Annotated in this window: 21 protein-coding genes and 2 pseudogenes; 10 read left to right on the top strand and 13 right to left on the bottom strand. The window is 68.8% G+C overall.

The genetic code is table 11. The features are described 5' to 3' along the window. Nucleotides 1-426: 426 nt before the first annotated feature. From OG259_RS41335 to OG259_RS41325, 3 genes are all read right to left on the bottom strand, one after another. Entirely contained in the window at nucleotides 427-633 is a 207-nt protein-coding gene (locus OG259_RS41335) for a hypothetical protein (protein ID WP_328947357.1), read from the bottom strand. 56 nt (nucleotides 634-689) lie between these two features. Continuing rightward, entirely contained in the window at nucleotides 690-887 is a 198-nt protein-coding gene (locus OG259_RS41330; RefSeq protein WP_328947416.1) for a hypothetical protein, read from the bottom strand. A gap of 681 nt (nucleotides 888-1,568) precedes the next feature. Next, nucleotides 1,569-2,456, bottom strand: coding sequence for a PhzF family phenazine biosynthesis protein (locus OG259_RS41325; RefSeq protein ID WP_328947356.1), 888 nt, complete (start codon nucleotides 2,454-2,456; stop codon nucleotides 1,569-1,571). Between the two features lie 358 nt (nucleotides 2,457-2,814). Between OG259_RS41325 and OG259_RS41320 the strand changes: the two genes are divergently transcribed. Continuing rightward, nucleotides 2,815-3,036: a hypothetical protein gene (locus OG259_RS41320; protein ID WP_328947355.1), complete on the top strand. Its 222-nt coding sequence runs from the start codon at nucleotides 2,815-2,817 to the stop codon at nucleotides 3,034-3,036. A gap of 19 nt (nucleotides 3,037-3,055) precedes the next feature. On the opposite strand, the gene OG259_RS41315 is transcribed toward OG259_RS41320, so the two are convergent. After that, nucleotides 3,056-4,429 (bottom strand): outer membrane protein assembly factor BamB family protein, encoded by a 1,374-nt coding sequence (locus OG259_RS41315; RefSeq protein WP_328947354.1) that lies wholly within the window; start codon nucleotides 4,427-4,429, stop codon nucleotides 3,056-3,058. A 145-nt stretch (nucleotides 4,430-4,574) separates the two neighbouring features. Between OG259_RS41315 and OG259_RS41310 the strand changes: the two genes are divergently transcribed. The 4 genes from OG259_RS41310 to OG259_RS41295 all read left to right on the top strand — a co-directional run bounded on the left by OG259_RS41310 (nucleotide 4,575) and on the right by OG259_RS41295 (nucleotide 8,098). Beyond that, the gene (locus OG259_RS41310) at nucleotides 4,575-4,880 is read left to right on the top strand and encodes an Lsr2 family DNA-binding protein (RefSeq protein ID WP_328947353.1); all 306 of its coding nucleotides are present in this window, start codon (nucleotides 4,575-4,577) and stop codon (nucleotides 4,878-4,880) included. Between the two features lies 1 nt (nucleotide 4,881). Beyond that, nucleotides 4,882-5,532, top strand: a complete 651-nt coding sequence (locus OG259_RS41305) for a hypothetical protein (protein ID WP_328947352.1) — start codon at nucleotides 4,882-4,884, stop codon at nucleotides 5,530-5,532. A gap of 77 nt (nucleotides 5,533-5,609) precedes the next feature. Continuing rightward, nucleotides 5,610-6,842 (top strand): ParA family protein, encoded by a 1,233-nt coding sequence (locus OG259_RS41300; RefSeq protein WP_328947351.1) that lies wholly within the window; start codon nucleotides 5,610-5,612, stop codon nucleotides 6,840-6,842. Beyond that, on the top strand, nucleotides 6,839-8,098 hold the full coding sequence (locus OG259_RS41295) for a ParB/RepB/Spo0J family partition protein (RefSeq protein ID WP_328947350.1): 1,260 nt from the start codon (nucleotides 6,839-6,841) through the stop codon (nucleotides 8,096-8,098). Before OG259_RS41300 ends, OG259_RS41295 begins: the two co-directional genes overlap by 4 nt. Before the next feature lie 151 nt (nucleotides 8,099-8,249). Here the strand turns inward: OG259_RS41295 and OG259_RS41290 are convergent. After that, a pseudogene (locus OG259_RS41290) lies at nucleotides 8,250-8,381 on the bottom strand (DoxX family protein); the annotation flags it as partial. A gap of 130 nt (nucleotides 8,382-8,511) precedes the next feature. Between OG259_RS41290 and OG259_RS41285 the strand changes: the two are divergent. Beyond that, entirely contained in the window at nucleotides 8,512-8,679 is a 168-nt protein-coding gene (locus OG259_RS41285; protein WP_328947419.1) for a hypothetical protein, read from the top strand. 429 nt (nucleotides 8,680-9,108) lie between these two features. Here the strand turns inward: OG259_RS41285 and OG259_RS41280 are convergent, their stop codons facing one another. Continuing rightward, on the bottom strand, nucleotides 9,109-9,624 hold the full coding sequence (locus OG259_RS41280; protein ID WP_328947349.1) for a hypothetical protein: 516 nt from the start codon (nucleotides 9,622-9,624) through the stop codon (nucleotides 9,109-9,111). Further along, nucleotides 9,624-9,869: a helix-turn-helix transcriptional regulator gene (locus OG259_RS41275; RefSeq protein WP_328947348.1), complete on the bottom strand. Its 246-nt coding sequence runs from the start codon at nucleotides 9,867-9,869 to the stop codon at nucleotides 9,624-9,626. Before OG259_RS41275 ends, OG259_RS41280 begins: the two co-directional genes overlap by 1 nt. Before the next feature lie 220 nt (nucleotides 9,870-10,089). Between OG259_RS41275 and OG259_RS41270 the strand changes: the two genes are divergently transcribed. Next, nucleotides 10,090-10,602 (top strand): hypothetical protein, encoded by a 513-nt coding sequence (locus OG259_RS41270; RefSeq protein ID WP_328947415.1) that lies wholly within the window; start codon nucleotides 10,090-10,092, stop codon nucleotides 10,600-10,602. Here the strand turns inward: OG259_RS41270 and OG259_RS41945 are convergent. From OG259_RS41945 to OG259_RS41245, 5 genes and pseudogenes are all read right to left on the bottom strand, one after another. Next, nucleotides 10,550-10,953, bottom strand: a pseudogene (locus tag OG259_RS41945) (transposase). The gene OG259_RS41270 and the pseudogene OG259_RS41945 sit on opposite strands and share 53 nt — an antisense overlap. Then, the gene (locus OG259_RS41260) at nucleotides 10,935-11,465 is read right to left on the bottom strand and encodes a transposase (protein ID WP_328947347.1); all 531 of its coding nucleotides are present in this window, start codon (nucleotides 11,463-11,465) and stop codon (nucleotides 10,935-10,937) included. The pseudogene OG259_RS41945 and the gene OG259_RS41260 overlap by 19 nt, the downstream one beginning before the upstream one ends. 276 nt (nucleotides 11,466-11,741) lie before the next feature. Further along, nucleotides 11,742-12,140 carry a RidA family protein gene (locus OG259_RS41255; protein ID WP_328947346.1) on the bottom strand — a complete coding sequence of 133 codons (399 nt, stop codon included), beginning with the start codon at nucleotides 12,138-12,140 and terminating at the stop codon, nucleotides 11,742-11,744. 105 nt (nucleotides 12,141-12,245) lie between these two features. Next, nucleotides 12,246-13,133, bottom strand: a complete 888-nt coding sequence (locus OG259_RS41250) for a ketopantoate reductase family protein (RefSeq protein WP_141296898.1) — start codon at nucleotides 13,131-13,133, stop codon at nucleotides 12,246-12,248. Between the two features lie 133 nt (nucleotides 13,134-13,266). Then, nucleotides 13,267-14,442 carry an MFS transporter gene (locus OG259_RS41245; protein ID WP_328947413.1) on the bottom strand — a complete coding sequence of 392 codons (1,176 nt, stop codon included), beginning with the start codon at nucleotides 14,440-14,442 and terminating at the stop codon, nucleotides 13,267-13,269. Between the two features lie 55 nt (nucleotides 14,443-14,497). On the opposite strand from OG259_RS41245, the gene pdxR reads away from it, so the two are divergent. Together pdxR and OG259_RS41235 are read left to right on the top strand one after the other, a co-directional pair. Further along, on the top strand, nucleotides 14,498-15,976 hold the full coding sequence (gene pdxR / locus OG259_RS41240) for a MocR-like pyridoxine biosynthesis transcription factor PdxR (RefSeq protein ID WP_328947345.1): 1,479 nt from the start codon (nucleotides 14,498-14,500) through the stop codon (nucleotides 15,974-15,976). Next, entirely contained in the window at nucleotides 15,964-16,680 is a 717-nt protein-coding gene (locus OG259_RS41235) for a maleylpyruvate isomerase family mycothiol-dependent enzyme (RefSeq protein WP_328947344.1), read from the top strand. Before pdxR ends, OG259_RS41235 begins: the two co-directional genes overlap by 13 nt. Nucleotides 16,681-17,745: 1,065 nt before the next feature. On the opposite strand, the gene OG259_RS41230 is transcribed toward OG259_RS41235, so the two are convergent. Then, nucleotides 17,746-18,402 carry a hypothetical protein gene (locus OG259_RS41230; RefSeq protein ID WP_328940245.1) on the bottom strand — a complete coding sequence of 219 codons (657 nt, stop codon included), beginning with the start codon at nucleotides 18,400-18,402 and terminating at the stop codon, nucleotides 17,746-17,748. 394 nt (nucleotides 18,403-18,796) lie between these two features. Here OG259_RS41230 and OG259_RS41225 point away from each other — a divergent pair, with 394 nt between their 5' ends. Next, complete coding sequence (locus OG259_RS41225) at nucleotides 18,797-19,219, top strand: hypothetical protein (protein ID WP_328940244.1); 423 nt, start codon at nucleotides 18,797-18,799, stop codon at nucleotides 19,217-19,219. Nucleotides 19,220-19,695: the final 476 nt, after the last annotated feature.

The raw sequence follows: 19,695 nt of genomic DNA, 5'->3' as shown, positions 1-19,695 counted from the left end.
GAAGGCGCCGCTGTCGGAGTCCTCGAAGAGTCTCGTGCGCCAAGAACGGCGAGCTCGACCGGCGGGGCTTCCGTCTCCGCCGAGGAACCTGCCGCAGCGGACTGCTCACCGATCCGCGCCGCTGGCGGCCCTGCTCCTTGTGGTGGGCATCGTCGTCGGCATCACGGTCTTCATGTACACCGCGCCGGACGGTGCGCAGGGCGCGCCTGGACGTCAGCACCGGCAGGACGGGCGTGGGGTGGAGGGGGGGCCCGGGCGGGCCGAGGGCTGGCTTCAGGGGCGTTTGCCCTAGCGCCCCGGTGCCAGGAGTGAGGGGCAGGGAACGTCACTGTCGGTCGGCGGGTCGATAGGCACTTGGGCTTGTGAGGTGCCCTGCTACGGGGCTGCGGCGAACGGCCCGCAGTCCCGTAGCAGGAGGCCAATGCCTCAGCGCCGGATACGGACGGTCACCTGGATTCCGCCGGCTGCGCTCACCCCGCCACCGATGACCCCGACGGTGGTGGCTGCGGCAGCGTGACCGGTCAGGGCCAGGATGGCCACGGCGACGATGGACACCAGCCCGGTCACAGCGGTCAGCCAACCGAGATGGCCGGCGGGGGGCTGAGATCGGGTTGCAGGATCGAGTGACGTCATGGTTCTGCTTCTCCTCACAGGAACGCGTGCTGACAACGAGCGTGGACATCTGCTGCTCAGTCACCTTCAGGGAATCGGCCCTCGTCGAGGTCCTTCATCAACCTGTCCAGGCGCCTTGCCGCATCGGCGAGATCGTGCTTCGCCCCGGCCGTGACGACCAACGACTTCCGGGAAAGCGCCGTCCTTACGTCCTCCGGGACTTGCAGTGTGCGCACCTTTGTGTGCGCTTCCTTCAACCGATCAACAGGCCGTATTTCGGCGAGCTGCCGCGGAAGATGTCGCCGAACCGGGAAGGGCTGACCGGCGTACTCGTGCGAGGAGCGGGCCTCCGGGCCCTGGCACCAGGCCTCGAAGAGCCCGTCCTCGAACCCGTCACGGCCTCGGACTCCGGCGGTCGCGTCGGCGTCGGACGAGGAGTCGGATGAGGTCAAGTGGCCCCACGGTGGCGGCGGCCACCTTCGGGGAGTCCAAGCGGGTACGCCTGCCCTTGCCCTGGCGGCCCTCGAAGTTGCGGTGCAGAACCGTTCGCAGACGGTCGTGCAGCCGTCCCCAGTGCTGAAACCGGAGCCGACCCGCATGCGATCACTGTCGCGTCCACGACCGGAACGCTCCGAGAATCCGAAAAATGGAACTACGTTTCAATATGCAAGATGAGCATCTCGATGCATGGGCGGTTCCACCATCGGGACCATGGCCCAGGGACACCGGATGGGCCACAGCAGCCACCCGGGCCGGGGAGCATCGACACAGGCTGGGTCCGGCGCAACATCAGCTGGGGCACGGTCCGCGACCCCGAGTGGAATGCCGCCGGCGACCCGAACTGGGGCTAGTCGAACCGGCATGAGACGCGTCGTGCCCCACACCGCAGCGTGGGGCACGAGGGAGGCGCACCGGCTTGACCGTCGGTTCGCCCCCACGGCTCAGCCACAAGTGGATCAGGCCGGGATGCGGGTCCCTGCGCCGCCCACCCTGATCCGCCGGTCGCCCGCCCGCAGTTCCACCGTCAGGACGCCGGGGCGTCCCATGTCCTCCCCCTGGTGGAGGGTGAGAACCGTCGCCTCGGGCACAAGTCCGAGCTCACGGGCGTACGCGCCGAAGGCGGCCGCCGCCGCCCCGGTCGCCGGGTCCTCGACCACACCGCCCACCGGGAACGGGGCGCGGACATGGAAGACCTCCGCAGAGGCGCGCCAGACCAACTCCAGCGTCACCAGGTCGAGCCGGTGCATGAGGGCCTCCAGGCGGGCGAAGTCATACGCCAGGTGGGCCAGGCGCTCTCGGCTCGCGGCGGCAAGGATCAGATGGCGGGCGCCCGCGAAGGCGATGCGGGGAGGCAGGGCGGGATCGAGGTCGCCGGCCGGCCAGTCGAGCGCAGCGAGTGCCTCTGCCAGGTCATCGGCCGCGACGTCCTCGATGTGCGGCTCGACGCTCGTGAGTGTGGCCCGCAGCGCCCCGCCCTCCCGCGTCACGGTGACCGGCACGGTCCCGGCCCGCGTGGTGAATACCAGGTCGCCGGGGCCGAGGCGCTCGCCAAGGGCCACCGCCGTCGCGACGGTGGCGTGACCGCAGAAGGGCACTTCCGCCTTGGGGCTGAAGTAGCGGATGGTGTACGCGCGCCCGGCGTCCGACGCGCCGGAGCCCGCTCCCTCGGACGGCGGTGTCAGGAACGCGCTCTCGCTGTAGCCGACTTCGGCGGCGATCGCCAGCATCTCCTCGTCGCTGAGGCCCGTGGCGTCGAGAACGATTCCGGCGGGATTGCCTCCCTCGGGATCGTCGGAGAAAGCGGTGTATCGCAGGACGTCGAAGGTTTCCCGTACGGAGTTCATGCCGGGAGAACTACGCCGAGCCCCGAGGTGATTCCCCAGGTACGGGGACTGTCTCGGAGCTCCGCGTCCGGACATGACCTACACGCGGGCGCTGTCAGGAAGCTGCATCCGACAGGACGGAGCGTCCCTGATCCTGCCCCCCGATCGCAGACGCCGGGCCGGCACCGCGCCGCAGACCTCGGCAGGTGACACGAAGCACCGTTTCCCCGGTGAATTTCGTCCCCCAGAGGGAGGATGAACTTTCGGATTCCAGCGGGCGAAGGGGATGTGGGACTGACTTCGCCATGGCGACCTTGTCGATCCCCGATGACATGACCGCCTCGCTGGTCGCCGCGTCGGTGAAGGTCACATTCCACCTGTGGTCCTTCAGACGCTGCTGTTCCTGGCGGAGCGCGTCGTCCCGCCCAGTTCCTTGAGCTTGTCCGTCACGGCGGCGGTCTCGAAGTCCGACTTTTGGCGCTTCCACGTGGACCGGGATCAGCGCGACGAGTTGGTGCTGTTCTTCTTCGTCGGCGATCCCGACATCGGGAACACGTGCGTGATGCGCCGCGAGGCGGCGTCCGGGCCTGAGGCCCCCTGAACCGGGGGCGGGGCGTCCGTCAGACGGGCTGGGTGGCGAAGACGAAGAGGCCCTCGGAGGTGTGGATGGCGGCGTACCCGTTCGTCGTGAACTGCGGCATCTCCGCGATCTCGGAGGCCAGCAGCTTCTTGTCGTCGGCGTCGAGCGCGGCTCCGACGCCGTCCAGGTACGCGTAGAGGACGCCGTTGCCCGGGAGGTCGCCCGGCCCGATGGTCACCTCGTCCTCCGCCTGGCGCCACAGCTCCTTGCCGGTCTCCGTGTTCCAGGCGACCGCACCCTTGCCGTACTGCACCACGGCGGTCTTGCCGTCCGGGGAGATGGCGAGGCCGTCGTCGTCGGTGGTGCCGTTGGTGTCGATGGCCGGCCCCTCGGCGAGCCGGCGGCCGCTCTTGACGTCGATCAGCGTCATGACCGCTTCGGAGTTGCCGTACGAGGACCATTCGAGGAGGGCCTTGTCGCCCCGGAAAGGCATCAGCCGCGCACTGGTCGCCTTGTCCGAGGTGACCAGCTTGGCGATGGCGGCCGGCGGCGTGAGGTCCTTGCTGTTCCACGCCTTGTTGCCCGTGCGGACGTCCTTGGCGGTCAGCCAGTCGGCGGAGGGCTGGTAGGAGATGTCCGGCTGCGAGTAGTAGCCGAGACCGGAGCCGACCGTCCCCTTGAGGTCGAAGGCCGAGACATCGCTGGTCACGGTCTCCCCGCCACCGATCGGGATGAACGTGGCGCCGCCGCCGATGGAGCTGGCATCCACGAGGTAGCCGTTCCGGACGGGCGTGGACATGTGGGTGTCCTCGTCGAAGGAGGAGCTCCCGAGCTTCTCGCCGGACGGCGCGTACATGGTCAGCACGGTCTGGGTCGAGGCCTTCTTCAGGCCGCTCGCCGGGGTGTCGACGCGGTTGCGGATCAGGAGGGCCGGCGAACCGTCCCGCCACTCGCCCACCTGCGCGAGGGCCACCGCCGAGGAGGACGTGGACCCGCTGTCATCGGCGGCGATGGCGAGGTCGAACTTCTTGCGCAGCTTGCCGGTCTCGGCATCGAGGAGCCGGACGGTGAAGGTGTTCGTGCCCGCCTGCCCGTTGCTGTAGGTGGTGAGGACGAGGGCGTCCCCGACCGTGCAGATGTCGTTCTGCGACGAGTCCTTCACGGACGCGTTGCCCGCGCAGTTCCCCGCCTCGTCGCGCGTCAGGCTCCAGGCCGGCTTCGCGGCAAGGCCGGGCACCGGCTTGCCCTGGAAGACCGGGGTCTTCGGCGCCGCGGACGCGGACGCGGACTCCGTGACCGTCCCCGTCTCTCCGCCGCTGGGCTTGGCATCGGGCTCCGCGCTTCCGGAGCATCCGGTCACGAGACCCGCGGACAGCACCAGACCGAGCGCCACCGTCGTTCGTATGCGATTCAAGTTCCTTGCCCGTCTTTCCTCTTGAGTGATCAACGGACCAGCTTACTTCGATCATGACCCGCCCCTGCCAGGTGTGTCGGGGGCGCCTCGGGTTCAGGCTCTGCCGCAGTCAGTCGCCGAGGCGGGTGAGGGCGCTCGGGCCGAGGTGTTCGGCGAGGACCCGCAGCGCGAGGCGGAGGCCCGGGTGGCCGAGGCCCGCGAGGCACTGGAGAAGGCGGAGCAGGAGCTGCGTGTCGGGAAGACCGGCACCCGCAGTCCGGCGGCCGCCGCCCCGCCCAGCCCGATCCGCACCGGCACCAGCAGCGCCTACAGCCGGGACGAGCTCACCGCGATCCGGACCTGGGCGCGCGAGCACGGGCACCAGGTCGCCGACCGGGGACTGCCGACCAAGGCGGTCCTGGACGCGTACGACACCGCCCAGGCGGTCGCCACCGTCCGGAAGGCGGGCTGACGTGACCGCGATACCCCTCGCCCTCGACGGCTACCTCGACTCCCTGCCCGCCCCCGGCGACGACGGCCTCACCGCCCGCTTCCGGCTGATCTCCTCCCCCACCGACGACGCCATCGACGACACCGTCTGGGACTGCCACACCGCCGACCCACGCATCGCCCACGAGCTGCTCACCCTGATGCGGCCCGGAGACCTGCTGCGCATCGGCGGCCACCTCGTCCTGCCCGGCCAGGACAACGAGGGCGGCCCGCGGCTGTCCGTCGACGCCCTGGAGCTCCTGCTCCCCGCGCCCGACCGGCACCTCGCCGACATGGTCCTCGACCGATACGGCCCCTACCCTCCACAGCCGGGCCAGCTGGTGCCTATACCCCGGCGACAACCCCGACGACGTGATTCCCCGCATCCCCCGCGCCGTCCACACCTACGCCACCATCCACTGCTACGACGCCGCCGGCCCCGCACAGCCACTGCGTCTCGCGCCGGCACCGTCCCCTCCAGCCCGCCCCCCGTGCCCAGCAAGCTCCAGGCGCTGCTCGACTGGGCGGCCGTGTACCTGGCCGCCGGGATGCGCCGGCGCGCCGCCCGCATCTGCAAGCACATGACCTGTGGCGTGCTGCACCGTCACGGCGGCTGTTTCATAACCGGGTTATGAGGCGCGCGACGGCGTCGATCTGTGAACCTACCGTGTCGACGCTTGAACTGATCTTGAATGTTAGTAAGGTGTCGCACATGACTCAGCCCGCACCCGGCGACCGCGAGAAGGTCGTCTCAAAGCTCCCGGCCGAGCTGCAACGCGACCTGAAGGTTCGAAGCGCTCAGCACGGCATCGGCATCCAACACGCCGTCGAAGCCGGCATCACCGCCTGGCGCGGGCTGGGATCCAACCTGCCCCCGATCGACACAGCAGGCGCCAAGTCCTTCTCCACCTTCCTTCCCGAAGGCCAGTGGGACAGCTTCCGCACCGACTGCGGCGCCCGGGGCGTGTCCATCGTTCAAGGCCTCTCGCAGTCGGTGGCCCTCTGGCTCGAGAAGAACCCGGCGCCCGCCGTCCTCAGGCCAAGGTTCGTCCGACGCATCATCACCTGCAACCAGAAGGGCGGTGTCGGCAAGACCGCCATTGCCGCCGGCCTGGGGGAGGCGATGGCGGAAGACTCCGACCAACTCCACCGAGTCCGAATCTCGAAGCACTTCGCCGCGCTCCTCGAGGAGACCGTCGACGTACTCGACTACGAGGAGCTTCCCGGCCTCGCGCTGCGCGTTCTCCTCGTCGACTTCGACCCCCAAGGCCACTTGACCAATCAGCTCGGTCACACGCCACTGCCCATCGAAGGCGACAGCCTCACCAAGCACATGTCCGGCGAGGCAAAGGGGCAGTTGAAGGACCTCATCGTCCAGGTCGAAGACGAGCGGTTCGGGGATCGCCTCCACCTCCTCCCCGCATGCACGGACGCCTTCCTGCTCGACGTGAAGCTGTCCGGAGTCCGCGCCCGCGAAGCCGCCCTGGAGCGAGCCCTTGCCGTCGTCGAGGGCGACTACGACGTGATCGTGGTGGACTGCCCGCCGAGCCTCGGTCTCAGCATGGACGCCGCCGCCCACTACGGACGCCGACGCGACGGAGAAGAACCGGGGAACTCCGGCATCCTCGTCATCGTCCAAGCCGAGGACAGCTCGGCCGACGCCTACGGCCTCCTCACCTCCCAGCTGGACGACCTGCGCGCCGACATGGCCCTCGAGCTGGACTACCTCGGCATCGTCGTCAACCTGTACGACGCCCGCCGCGGCTTCATCGCCACGTCCTCACTGCAGGGATGGATCGACATAAAGGATCCCCGGGTTGTCGGCGTCATCGGCGACCTCAAGGAACAGAAGGAGGCCGTACGAGTGAAGCAGCCTCTCCTCTCCTATGCGCCGCGCTGCGACCAGGCAGTCGGCATGCGCGCACTCGCCAGGGAGATCTCATGAGCAAGGCCGCCCTCCTCGGAGCCAGTAGCTCCTTCCAGCGCGCCCAAAACGTCAGCGCCCGCCGTGCCGCCATCGACCAGGCGACAAGCGCGCCCACCGAAGGCGTCGCCGCACCGACCGAGCTGCCCCTCAGCGCCATCAGCCTCAACCCGGACAACCCCCGGAGCGAGCTCGGCGACCTGACCGACCTGTCCAACAGCCTCCGGGACCATGGGCAGAAGACGGCCATCAGCATCATGACCCGCTTCGCCTACCTACAGGCCAACCCCGGCCGCGAGACAGATCTCGAGAGCGACACCCAGTACGTAGTCATCGACGGCAACTCCCGCCTCGCAGCGTCCCGTGAAGCCGGCCTCAGCACCCTCAAGGTGATGCTCGACGACGACCTCGGGGCCGACCCCAACGGCGTCCTCGAATCCGCACTCGTCGCCAACATCCACCGCAAAGACCTCGACCCTCTCGACGAGGCCAAGGCCCTCCAGAAACTCCTCAAGCTGCACGGCACACAGGACAAGCTCGCCGAAAGGCTTCACCGAACACAGGCCTGGGTTTCCCAGCGCCTGGCACTGCTCAACCTCACGCCCGAACTTCAGCAGCGACTGAAGGACGGAACGGAACAGGCCAAGCACCTGCGTCGGGTCGGGAACAAGAAGCCGGAAGACCAGGAGTCCCGCCTCGCGGAGATCAAAGCGCAGGAAGAGGCGGCGAAGGAAGCACAGAAGCAGGTCAGGAAGACTCCAACGGCCAGCACGTCCACCGACACGGCTGCTCGGGCAACCACGGAGACACCTCCAGCCACCGCCGCCGTCGCCGCTCAGGGCAGCCGCCCTCATAACCCGGTTATGAAGACGTCGTCCGAGTCCCCGGGCGCAGGGCAGCCGCCGTCGCCCGCCAGCGCCCATAACCCGGTTATGAAGACGTCGTCCGAGTCCCCGGACGCAGGGCAGCCGCCGTCGCCCGCCAGCCCCCATAACCCGGTTATGAACACCAGCGCTGTGACCGTCCCCGAGCCGAGGCCGGCAGGCGCTCCTGACGAAGCACTGCCCGCGCTGAAGAACGATGGCCAGGCGCTTATGGACTTCGCGCGAGAGAACCTGGACGCTGACCAGCGAAGCGCCATGCTCCAGCGCTACTTCCAGCTCGCCGCAGGCGTCGAAGAAGTAGCCCAGGACCTGGGCCGCGGCCTCCTGCCGAAGGACCGACACGACCTTGCCCTGATCATCCGGAACATCTCGAACGTCCTCGACCGGCCGTAGCAGAACCGCCGAGAAGGGCCGATCTCCCTGTGAGATCGGCCCTTTCGCATGCCTGCCAGGATTCTCAAGTTGCGCCCGAACCCGAGAAATGCCAGCAGCCGTGTGGCGGCTGTCCCTGTAGTTGCATCCACCGGTCGAGGGCTGCGCTCCATCACAGTTTGGCGGCCAGCCAGAGGGTCACAGCCGCGGTGGTGGCGAGCCCGACGTTGAGTGCAATCCGGCGGTCTTCGCCTGTCAGGTGGACGGCGATCGCACCTGCCTGGCTGAGTACGAAGCCGCTGGCCCGGCCGGCGCCCCGACACCGGCCGGGCCTACGTACGGCAGGAGTACGAGTCGTGGTGCCACACCGAGACCGGGCCCAGGCCGCCCACGGGTGTCCTTGCCGGGACTGATGGAACTTCCCGGCGAGGGCCGTGCGCGCCTCCCTGCTCCCGCTCATTCTCAGCCTCGTGGAGGAGGAGGCGGCGACGACCGGCGAGCCCGTCGTCCGCCCGATGGCCTACCACGCGAGCGGACTCGACGACATCACCGACCAGTTCTTCCTCGGACCCCACGACGCTGAGCGTGCGATGCGACCCTGAGCGCATCTCGCGCTTCGAACGTCTCCGGGACGCCTGACCCCCGCCAACCGCCAACCGCCAACCGAAAGGACCCTATGGGGCTTTGGCTCTGCTCACGAGTTTCGGCTCTGGCTCAAGTTCTGTGGAGTCTCGTTCCCTGTAGCGCAGGACGCTTGACGGCCGGTCGGCTGGGAGCCGTTCTCATGACTGGCCGGGCCCGTCGAGGCGTTCCGTGGGACCGGCGAAGGCGGAAGAGAGTCCGCGTGGTGAGCAGCCAGGTGCCGTCCACCTTGCGGAACGTGCCTTCCGCTGTCGTACGGCCTCGTCCTCAAGTAACTCCCGGTCGCTGCGGCCCTCTTCGTTCATGCGTTCCACCCCCGAGGCCTCGGATCCCCCGCCCTGGGGCGGTTCGCACGCGCTGGGGGCTAACCCACCGGAAGGCCTACTGCCTCAGGATGCGTCGGCCGGGTCGTCGGCCGGCTCGTCCTGGACCCGCAGGGCCGCCACCCACAGCGGCATCATCCAGTGCGCGGCGAGTACGCCGACGAGGACCGGTGTCACAGCCGCGCGCAGAGGCGTATCCGCCAGGGTGCTGTAGGTGCTGGCGCCGATCGCTGCGGCCACGAGGAGCCACAGCGTGATCCGGTGGGCCAGGGCCCGCACCCGGTCGCGCTCCACGAGCTGCCGCTCGTCGAGCATCCGGCCCCGGAGTTCGAGGAGTCCGCGGGTGGAGCCATTCAGGACGCCGGTGAGCAGGACCCAGGGCAGCAGGGCGCTCGCGACCACGAGGGCCGGTCCCCACCCGGTCCCGAAGACCGTGCCGATCCAGGCGCCCACCCCGACGGCGGTGAGGGCGACATGGGCCGTGACGGCAAGCCGACGCCGGGTCGTGGTGGCGTGGGCCGCAGCCGCGCGGCGATCGTTCATCAGCGCGTACATGTGCCGGTCGTAGCGCGTCGTGGTCATCACTGATTCCTCCCGTAGACCTCGTCGGTGAGCAGCTGGAACGGTTCCAGGGAGAACAGTGCTTCCACAGGGAGACCGAAGAACCGGGCCATTTTCAGGGCCAGGTCGAGGCTGGGGTTGTACTGGCCGCGCTCGATGTAGCCGATGGTCTGGTAGTGGACGCCCACTGCCTCGGCCAGTGCCTGTCGAGACACCTTCCGCTCGGCCCTGACAACGGCCAGCCTGTTGTGCACCTGCTCACTCATGTATAAGAAGTACTACATCTTGATCCAGAAACACAACACGCGTACGGGCGGACTTCTTTGAGGTATGGCATCGGACCGCGGAGGCGGGCGGGCCTGCCTGTTTCGCCGGCTGGTCCAGGAGCGGGTTGTTGCGTGTGCGCTGTCGGACCGGCCCCGCAGGCCCGGGTGGGGGCGACCGTGGCTGTGAATGGGTGGGTGGGAGGGGTGCGCGGTGGCGTCGATGCTGGGATTGCTGGAGGCGCGGGAAGCGGCTGCCCGTGAGCGGGTCGAGGATCTGCGGGAGGAGGCGGACCGGGCGGCTCAGGCGCTGGAGGCCGCCGAGATCGAGCTGGACCGGCGGGTGATCGCGCGGGAGGAGCTCGCCGAGGCCCTGGCTGTGTCCGCTGCCGAGACCACCGCCGTGACGGAGGCCGAGGGGGAATCGGCGCCCGCGCCAGTGTCGGGGACGACGGTGCCGCCCTGGCGGGAAGGGCTGCCTGCGACCCTTCTCTCGCCGGACTACCAGCGGATCCTGGGCGTGCTGCAAGACCGGCCGGGGCGGGGGCAGGGGCCGGTGCGGGCCAAGGACATCGCGGTGGTGCTGGGGCTGGAAACGTTGCCGACGAAGGTCGAGGGGGTGCGGTCGAAGGCGAAACGCCTGGCGGAGCGCGGGTGGTTGGTCCAGGAAGCGTCGGGGATGTTCAGCGTCGGCCGCCGGCCCGTGGCCGGGCCAGTCGGCGGCCCATCCGCGTGATCATCGACCACCGGATCACCGCCTCGCTGGCGGCGGGCAGGGTTTCGTAGTCGCGGGCCAGGCGGCGCGAATGCATCAACCACGCGAAGGTGCGCTCCACCACCCAGCGTCTCGGCAGCACCACGAACCCCTCCATGTCGTCGGTGCGCTTGACGATCTGCAGGTGAGGTCGAGTTTCTCCTTCGCCCAGTCGACAAGGCCGCCGGTATAGCCGCCGTCGGCCCAGACCAAGGTGATCTCGTGGTGCAGCGACCGCAGCCGCCCCAGCAGTCCGATGGCGGCATCCCGGTCGGGGATGTTCGCGGCGGTCACCGCGACGACCAGGAGCAGGCCTAGGCAGTCGGTGACGATGTGTCGCTTGCGGCCCGGTACTTTCTTGCCGCCGTCGTTCCGCGTGAGGCGGCCGGCACCGACGCGGCAGCCCGTACCGACTGAGCGTCGATGATCCCCGCCGTCGGTTCCGTCTCGCGTCCTTCGCGTTCGCGGACCATCCCGCGCAGACGGTCGTGGAACTCCGCGATCAGTCCTGCCTGCCGCCAGCGGCGGAAGAAGGCGTAGACCTGGTCCCAAACGGGGAAGTCCGCGGGCATCGCCCGCCAGGAGGTACCTCCCGCGACCAGGTAGTGGATCACGTCCAGCATCTGACGGTGGCAGTAGCCCTCGGGCTGCCCGCCCTGGCCCTCCAGCCAGGCCGGCACCGGCAAGAGGGGCTTCACCTGCGCCCGCTCCGCGTCCGTCATGTCCGACGGATACCGGCGTACCCGGTCCGGATGATCGGCCGCGTTCCCGTACACGTGCGCGAGGCAATCACATGACGCGACGGTCGAGTTGAAGTCGACGTGCGCGGGCGCGTACAACAACAAAGGGGCCTCCCGACATCGCTTGGTTCGATTTACATCCCCGAGCTACCGAGAGGCCCTGTCTTCATGCGCGTACAACCGGAAGATCACCCGACCAGGAACTCTGTTTGACCCGCAGCTTCCAAGATCGGCTGAGATGCGGCTTCTCATGCCAGCTCCGGAGGCCGGGCGCCCCGTTGCGCGGCCACAAACACGCAATGGGGGAGGGGCTCCGAGTCGGGCTCGGGCAGGAGATGCCGGACAACGGCGTCCGGTGATCGACTCGTGTCTTCCCTGAGCTCACGCCCCAGCGGGTAGCACTGCGAGTGCGTCGATCTCGACCCGGAACGCGGGATGGACCAGCCCGGCGACCTTGACGAGTGAGCAGGCTGGCGGGCGGGCCGTGTCCAGGTACTCGTCGCGCACCTGGCGGAAGGTGTCCAGATCGGCCAGGTTGGTCAGAAATACCGTCAGTTTGACCACGTAATCCATGGCGGCACCCGCCGCCTCCAACGCGGTGACCAGGTTCGCGAAGACCTGGCGTACCTGGGCCGCGGTATCCCCCGCGCCCACCACCCGCCCGTGGGCGTCCACCGGGACCTGTCCGGAGACGGCGACCATCGGCCCCGTGAACGCCACGGCATGGCTGTAGCCGTTGACCGGAGGGGTGCCGTCGGGTCGGACGAAGTGCTGCATCATGTCTCCTGAAAGCGGGCGGTGAACACGCCGGGGTGTTGTGTATGGCTTTGGACTGTCGGCACTTGACGAGGTGCCCCCCGCCGCCGTCGGTACGGGCCGGTGTTGCTACTGACTTGCTGTGGGAACCAGCTCTGCGACGAGACGTGCGGTAATCGGGGTCTCGATCCTGTGAGTGGCCGCGGCCCGTAGGACAGCCCCGCCGATGGCGTCGAGCTCGATCGGGTGGCCGTTCTCCGCGTCGCGCTGCATCGAGGACTTCATCATCTCGGGGGCCCGGTCGAAGAAGGAGAGCACGGCCTCGGCGGTCACCGGTGTGCCCGCGGCGCGGGCCACGGCAGTGATTTCGTCGAGTACGGCAAGCAGTTCGGACCGCCGCTCGTCGCGGATGGCGCCCACAGCGGACTGGTAGCGCGTGGTCAGCAGGGCGAACGGGGCGAGGAAGGAGAGTTTGTCCCAGAGCATCGTGCTCTCGTCGGTGCGCAGGGTCACGTCGAGGCCGGCGTGCCGAAGGTGGGATGCGAGGTCGGCGAGCGGGGCGGCCAGTTCGAGGGCGGTGAAGGGGCTGGTGTGCGCGATGCGTCCGGGCGAGGTGCGGGTGGCCTCGACCCTGATGGTTCCGGCCACGACTTGGCCGGCCGGATAGTGTCGGCGCAGTGCTGCGAGGTGGTCGAGTCCGTTGAGCAGGGGTACGACGATACCGTCGCCGAGGACCTGCGGCGGAACACGGTCGAGGGCGGCGGGCAGGGCGGTCTGCTTGACGGTCACGAAGGTGACGTCGACCGGTTCGCGCAGCAAGGTGTCAGCTTCGACCGGAGTGGTGAAGTCGCCGTACTGCGTGCTCTGCACTCGCAGGCCCTCGCGGCGCAGCACGGCGGTGGTCTCCTCGCCGGCCAGGCAGACGACGCGGTGTCCGTCGCGGGCGAGCAGCGCGCCGATCAGGCCACCGACACCGCCCGGCCCGAGGATGGCCACCGTCACGGTGTTCGTGGTCATGTGCGCTCCTGTTCTTGGGAGACCAGTGCCCGTTGGGCGGTCTCGTTGCTGAATGCGGTCAGTTCGTCGACGGGATCGCGTCGGCAAGTGCTGGTGGTGGAGCCTTGGCCCCGGCCGTGTGTGGTTGCGCCGGTCATCGACGGGAGCCGTTGGCCAGGCGGTCGCGCCAGGCCGGGGCAAGGGCAGTGAGCATCAGCGCGGCGGTGAGGGTGAAAGCCAATGGGTAGCCGGTCTGGCCTGCGAGCACCCCGAACCCGACGGCGCCGACGCCCATGCCCGCGTCGTAGGCGAAGTTCCACAGGGCGCTGACGGTGCCGTAGCCAGACGCGGGGACACGCGCGTACATCAGCGTCAGCGTGGCGTTCTGGGTGACTCCGAAACCGACCCCGAACAGGGCCACGCCGACGACAACGGCGACCGGGCTGTGGGTCAGAGAGGTGAGCAGCGTCCCTGCGGCGGAGACAACAAGGCCGGGCAGGACGAGTGAGGCCGGTCCGTGCCGGTCGCCGTGTCGGCCCGCGACCCAGCGGGCCGCGGTTGATGCCGCGGACTGGACGAACAGGGCCATGGCGACGACTCCGGTAGAAGCCGACGGGACGGCAAGGGGGAGGAAGGTGACGGTGATTCCGGCAGCGAGCGCAGTAGCCGAGAAGACGACGGCGGGCCGCAGAAGAGCGGCCGTCCGGAACCCGGCCAGCACCCCGATCGACCGTCCCGAGGTCGGCTCGCGGTCCGGCAGGCCCGGCACCGAGACGACAGCGGCCAGCGCGGCCACTGCGCCGGCAATGCAGACCGGTACGTACCCCACGTGCCCTACCAGCCACACCCCCAGCGGCAGGGCCACCAGCGACGGAACCCCGGACACGATGCCAACCAGTGCCAGCCCCTCACCACGGCGCTCGGGCGGGATCAGCGACGCCGTCAAAGCGCCACCCGCGACGACCGTGAACGCGAAGCCCAGACCCCGCACGACACAGACCGCCGTGATCCAAACCGTGCTCCCGGAAGCGGTCAGCACCAGCGTGGGCGTGCCGAGCAGGACCAGCCCTGCCACCAGCGCCAGGCGGTAACCGAAGCGGGCAACGAACCGGGGAGTGGCCAGCCCGCCTCCGACCGTCGCCAGCATCAGCGCACCCGTGGCCAGTCCCGCGGCATAACCGCCTCCGCACACCTCGGCATAGAGGGGGACGACCGACAACAGCAGGTAGAAGCTCGTCGAGGCACCGATGACCGAGACGAAACGCAGCAGCAGGGGCCGCGTCACCAGCGGCGGCCGCAAACCGGCGCCCTCAGCTCGAGAGTTGATCATCCTGGTCACACGACGAAGCTAAAGGCCAAGCGGATCGCCAGTAAGATCCAATTCCATGCCTCTGGAGTGGTCCGGTCTGTCACCCGATCTGCTGCTGGTCATCGACCGGGACAGCGGCGAGCCGCTGCGATCCCAGCTGGAACTCCGGCTGCGGGACGCGATCCGGACCGGGCGGCTGCAGATCGGCGAACGGCTGCCGTCCTCCCGTGAACTCGCTCGGATGCTCGGGCTGTCGCGCGGGCTGGTGCAGGACTGCTACGCCCAGCTCCAAGCCGAGGGATACCTCGTGACACGCGTCGGCTCAGCCACCCGGGTCGCCGCCGGCGCGGGCGCACCGCCAGCGCCCACGTCACCGCCCTCGGCACCTCCACGCCTGGTGGCCGACTTCAAATGGGGCGTCCCGGACTTGAGCAGCTTCCCGCTCGCCGACTGGCTGTGGGCCACGCGCGAGGCGGCACGCACCATGCCGACGGCGGCGCTTGATTACGGAGACCCGCGCGGCAATGTGGCTCTGCGCGAGGTCATGGCCGGATATCTGCGGCGGGTGCGCGCCGCCGCAGCGGATCCGGAACGGATCGTGATCTGCTCCGGCTACGCGCAGGGCCTCGGTCTGGCCCTGCACGCCCTGGCCCGGACAGGTGTCCGTACGGTGGCGTACGAGGACCCCGGCTCACCGGCCACGATCTCCTCTGCCGCGTCCTGGGCGGGCCTGTCGGCGATCCCGGTACCGGTCGACGAGCGCGGCATCGACGTGCAGGCACTCGCCGCGACCGACGCCCGCGCCGTCGTCATGACCCCTGCGCACCAGTGGCCCACCGGTGTCGCTCTGGCACCCGAGCGGCGGCTCGCCCTGATCGAGTGGGCCACGAGCCGGGACGCCGTCGTCATCGAGGACGACTACGACGCCGAATTCCGCTACGACCGGGAGCCGGTGGGCGCCCTGCAAGGACTCGCCGCCGACCGCGTGATCTCCATAGGCACCGTCAGCAAGTCCCTCGCGCCCGCGCTGCGCATCGGGTGGATGCTCTGCCCGCCCGCGCTCACCGAGCTGATCATCGAGCACAAGCAGCTGAACGACCGCGGGTCGCCCACACTCGATCAGCTCGCCCTCGCGAGAATGATCGAGTCCGGCCGCTTCGACCGGCACCTGCGCCGGATGCGGACAACCTACGCGGCACGGCGCACGACCCTGGTGGCGGCGCTCGCCGAACATGCCCCCGAGGTCAGGGTGACCGGCCTCGCGGCGGGCTTCCACGCGGTAGCGCACCTCCACGGACCGGCCGACGAGCAAGACCTCATCGCCGCCGCCCACGCCCGATCCGTGGGCCTCTACGGAATGAGCACCTGCCGTTCTTCGCATGCGACAGAGCCAGTGCAGCTGATCCTGGGGTTCGGCAACGTCGGTGAACGCGCCATCACGGCAGGCATCACGGCGGTCGGAGGCCTGCTGAGGGGCCGATATCCCGCGTCGCAGGTCCGTCCGACGCTCGGCGACGACTACCCCGCCACTACGGTACGAACATGCTCGACATAGTCGAGGAAGTCACCCGCTCCGGTGCCAGGATCACCGCCACCCTCGACTCGCTGACCGACCTGGAGATGCGTGCACCCTCGACGCTGGCCGGCTGGACCCGCGGCCACGTCATCACCCACCTGGCCCGCAGCATCGACGCCTATGGGTGGTTGCTCGCCGTGGCCCGAACCGGCATCGAACCCGCCCCGAGGACGGACGCCAAGTCGCTCGCCCGTACTGTCCGTGAAGGCGCCGACCGCCCCGCGGCCGAACTCGCCACCGACCTGCGCAGCCGCCTTGCACACCTGGCCGAAGACGCCACATCGATGCCCGTGGAACGTTGGGACACCCTGGTCACGGCACTGGCGGGCTGGCGGCACCCGGCCTGGTACACCCTCCACCGCTGCTGGCGCGAACTCGAAACGCACCACGTCGACCTGAACGCCGGCTACCGCACCACCGACTGGCCCAGCACGTACGTGACCTGGGCACTCGACGACACCATCACGGCGCTCGCCGCACTCGACTTCCCCGTCGCCCGGGTCAAAGCCCTCGACATCGGCCGATCCTGGACCCTGTCCCCGACCGGCCCCAACATCACCGGCTCCGGCCACGCCCTCCTCGGCTGGCTCAGTGGCCGCGCGCTCGACCCCCCGCTCACGTCCGACCGTCCACTGCCGGTCCCGCCCGACTGGCCCCTACCACCAGCCCCCGGCTGGAGCTGATCGCGAAGACCTCCCTACGGGTCGTCGAGTTGTTCGGAAGGCCCCTGCCTTCATGCCCCGACCACGGGAAGATCACCCAACCGGGAACCCTCGTTCGACCGCCAAGCGAACCTCTCGGTACTACAACGGCTTCTCAGTCGTCTCATCACACCAGCAGACCAGCGACCGCAGACCGGAGGATTCAGCTCACACCCACACCATCAGGTGACGACAGAACCAGCCGAAGACTCACCTCAAATGATCCTCAAAGGTATCGCTCTGCGTGTGATCGAGCACCTAGCCTTCAGTTGACCAAGGCGCGTTTAGTGCGCAAGCAAGGAACACGGGGAACGTTTATGCGCAAGATCAGTGTGGTTCTGGCAGCTCTCGTGATGACATCCGGCATGGGTGTCGTGGGTGCCACGCAGGCTTCTGCACGGGAATGCCAGTACGAGACGCCTTCCTGCAATTGGGAGGCCACAGTCAAGCTCTGCCAGGCGAATGCCGACACGATCAACAGGCTCTACCCGTACACGAAGACCTGGAACCTGCCCCAGCCGTACAGGAGCCGCTTCAACTCCTGTGCGGCGCACGCTTGGAAGTCCCGGGGCTGACCACCCCGCATCTTCCGTGGAAGTGGTACAACCGTTCGGTTGTGGTGGAGGGGACGCACAAGTCGGTCAGCCCGGCGGGCTGTCGTGGTACCACGGTCTACACCCTGGACAGTCAGGGTCGGCAACTGAGGGTGGACTGGAGCAGGTACGCGGTGTGCGGTGGCAGTGCCCGATTCACGATGACCGTCCCCGCGGACGTTCCCGGCGGAGCGGCGTTCGTGCGGGTCTGCCTCGACAACGGCCGCACCGACCCCCCGGTCACGGCCCTCGCCTGCAAGCGCTACGGACGCCCCTGACGGGCAGGGCACCAGCGGCGCCCGGAGCGCCGCTGACGGCGATGGCCCGCCAGTCCCGTTCCGGGGTTGGCGGGCCCCGCCATTGTCGGGCCCAACTCGCCTGCACCGTCTGGGACGGTACGGCCGGGACACGGACTCTCATGAACGTTCAGTTGATGGTCGGCCGTGGGTTGACGTCACGACGTCACGACGTCATCTGGCCCTGATCCGGGAGCTCGGCTCAGCGGAGACGCCCACGTGGGGTCGTGGCGGGATCTTCTCGTGAGGTGGGCCAGCAGGTGCTCTGCCGCGATGGAGGCAGTGTCTTGCGGCGCGCCGACTGCGGTCAGGGCGGCGGTAAGCCTTGCCGATGCGGTTTCCGGCACGTCCGGGTCGGTGAGGAGGGGTAGCAGTAGCAGGAAGCGGGTGGCCGTGTCCTGGACGCCTTCGGCCGCAAGGGACGGGCTGTCAGCGATCCGGATGAGGTCGTGCCATGTCAGCCCAGTGCCTGAGAAGTCTCCGTCCCAGCTGGCGATCTGCTCGACGTAGCTTCTGCCTGGATGGGTGAGGAGGTAGTCGGTGCCGTAGTCGCCATCCAAGTTGCGGTAGATCACCACGCATCCGGGGCCGTCATGTGCCGGCACCCTGAACACTGGCCAGCGTTCAGGATCGAAGAGGACCTCGGACAGGACGTCGGCATCGGCGCCGTCCTCACCGAACCACTCCGGAACCGGGCGCTCGGCACACCCCCCGTCGCTACACATCGCCAAGAGGTAGTTCGACCAGAAGCCCGGGTGGACCAGCAGTGACTCGCCCGGCACCAATGGGCCTACGTCATATCCCTTGATCAGCACCCCTCGATCCTGTCACCAGCCTCTGACACAGCCCGATCCGGGATCGGCAAGGGGGTACCGCCCAGTTACGGGACAGCCCAAGGACCTGGTGTTGTGCAGTTCGGGTGAGCGGGTTTTTGGCTGGGTGGTTCACTGAGTCTGTGCAGGTTTGGAATGCCCCGGTGGTCTGACCTGTGGGTTTCTGGCTTTGGGCGTGCCTGCGCAGGTTGGTTGAGTACACCGCAAGTTCAGCGATCCCCGGTACGTGGTGGCGGTTACGGCGATGGCGCCATGCCTGCTGGCTGGGGAGCCCGCTCTGCGAGGTGGGCCTCACCGCGGCATGCCCCTGGGCCAGTTTCAATCTGGAGAACAGAATGAAACATCACTGCGAGGGGTGGACTGGCATGATCGGGTGATGCCTATCACTATCGAGTTCTTCGTGGCACCGGATGATGAGGTGGCTACTCAGGTCGGGCCGCGGCAGCGCCGGCATGGGTTTCCCGCGTTCGCGTGCGCGGATTTCTACCCCGACGATGCGGTGGCGGACTGGGAGGTCCTGCTAGTAGGGGGTGTGGCTACAGACTCGCGTGATGTGGTGCCGATGAAGAATGACGGCTTCACGGTGTTCGAGCTCCCTTCTCGCCTGTGCTCCGCTCTGGTGCAGGCGAGCAATAAACGGCTGGTTGAGGTTGCGGGTGCATGGGCTGAGCTTGCCGCAGTCAAGGATGAGGGTGTGCGAGCCGAGACAGCGGCCGGGATCCTGATGGGGCTGGCGGATCTGGCCCGCAGGGCAGAGGGCTTTCGTCAGCCTCTGTACTGCTGGTATTTCGCACCCTGACCGGGAGCCGCGATACGGCAGACACCCCCACCCTGCTGCTGGCCAGGCCCGCGAAGCGGGCTTCAGTCCTGGAGGCGGAGCCGGAAGGACCAGGGCGGGGGAGCGCAGCGGACCCGCGCAACAGGCCATAGGCCCGGACCCCGTGAAACGGGGTCACCCAGGCTCGCGAAGCGAGCCGTTCGGGTGGAGCGAAGCGAAACCCGAACCCGTCCGGCCCGAAGGGCCGGCCCCGGCCCGGCGAAGCCGGGCCCCGCCGAGCGCAGCGAGGCGGTTCGCTGGCACATTGCGCAGCAATGTGGTCCCGCCCTAAACACGCCCCCTCTTTGAGGCTCGCGCAGCGAGCCTTCCCCACCCGCAACCCGGACCGCGCAGCGGGCCGGCCCCTCAGTCCCCGGAGCGCAGCGGAGGCGCCACCGCTACGCGGGGTGCGGTGAGCGCAGCGAACCGCTGCGCTTGCTTAGCGCGCAGCGCTAAGG

Source organism: Streptomyces sp. NBC_00250, from assembly GCF_036192275.1.
Classification (GTDB): Bacteria; Actinomycetota; Actinomycetes; order Streptomycetales; family Streptomycetaceae; genus Streptomyces.
This window is presented reverse-complemented; position numbering and strand designations above follow the sequence as displayed.

Excerpts from the sequence above, each read along its gene's own strand:
- OG259_RS41235 (WP_328947344.1), top strand. The coding sequence starts at position 15,964 with ATGCTCGACATAGTCGAGGAAGTCACCCGCTCCGGTGCCAGGATCACC.
- OG259_RS41335 (WP_328947357.1), bottom strand. The coding sequence starts at position 633 with ATGACGTCACTCGATCCTGCAACCCGATCTCAGCCCCCCGCCGGCCAT.
- OG259_RS41325 (WP_328947356.1), bottom strand. The coding sequence starts at position 2,456 with ATGAACTCCGTACGGGAAACCTTCGACGTCCTGCGATACACCGCTTTC.
- OG259_RS41225 (WP_328940244.1), top strand. The coding sequence starts at position 18,797 with ATGCCTATCACTATCGAGTTCTTCGTGGCACCGGATGATGAGGTGGCT.
- OG259_RS41280 (WP_328947349.1), bottom strand. The coding sequence starts at position 9,624 with ATGACCACGACGCGCTACGACCGGCACATGTACGCGCTGATGAACGAT.
- OG259_RS41300 (WP_328947351.1), top strand. The coding sequence starts at position 5,610 with ATGACTCAGCCCGCACCCGGCGACCGCGAGAAGGTCGTCTCAAAGCTC.
- OG259_RS41270 (WP_328947415.1), top strand. The coding sequence starts at position 10,090 with ATGCTGGGATTGCTGGAGGCGCGGGAAGCGGCTGCCCGTGAGCGGGTC.
- OG259_RS41250 (WP_141296898.1), bottom strand. The coding sequence starts at position 13,133 with ATGACCACGAACACCGTGACGGTGGCCATCCTCGGGCCGGGCGGTGTC.
- OG259_RS41295 (WP_328947350.1), top strand. The coding sequence starts at position 6,839 with ATGAGCAAGGCCGCCCTCCTCGGAGCCAGTAGCTCCTTCCAGCGCGCC.
- OG259_RS41275 (WP_328947348.1), bottom strand. The coding sequence starts at position 9,869 with ATGAGTGAGCAGGTGCACAACAGGCTGGCCGTTGTCAGGGCCGAGCGG.
- OG259_RS41255 (WP_328947346.1), bottom strand. The coding sequence starts at position 12,140 with ATGATGCAGCACTTCGTCCGACCCGACGGCACCCCTCCGGTCAACGGC.
- pdxR (WP_328947345.1), top strand. The coding sequence starts at position 14,498 with ATGCCTCTGGAGTGGTCCGGTCTGTCACCCGATCTGCTGCTGGTCATC.
- OG259_RS41245 (WP_328947413.1), bottom strand. The coding sequence starts at position 14,442 with ATGATCAACTCTCGAGCTGAGGGCGCCGGTTTGCGGCCGCCGCTGGTG.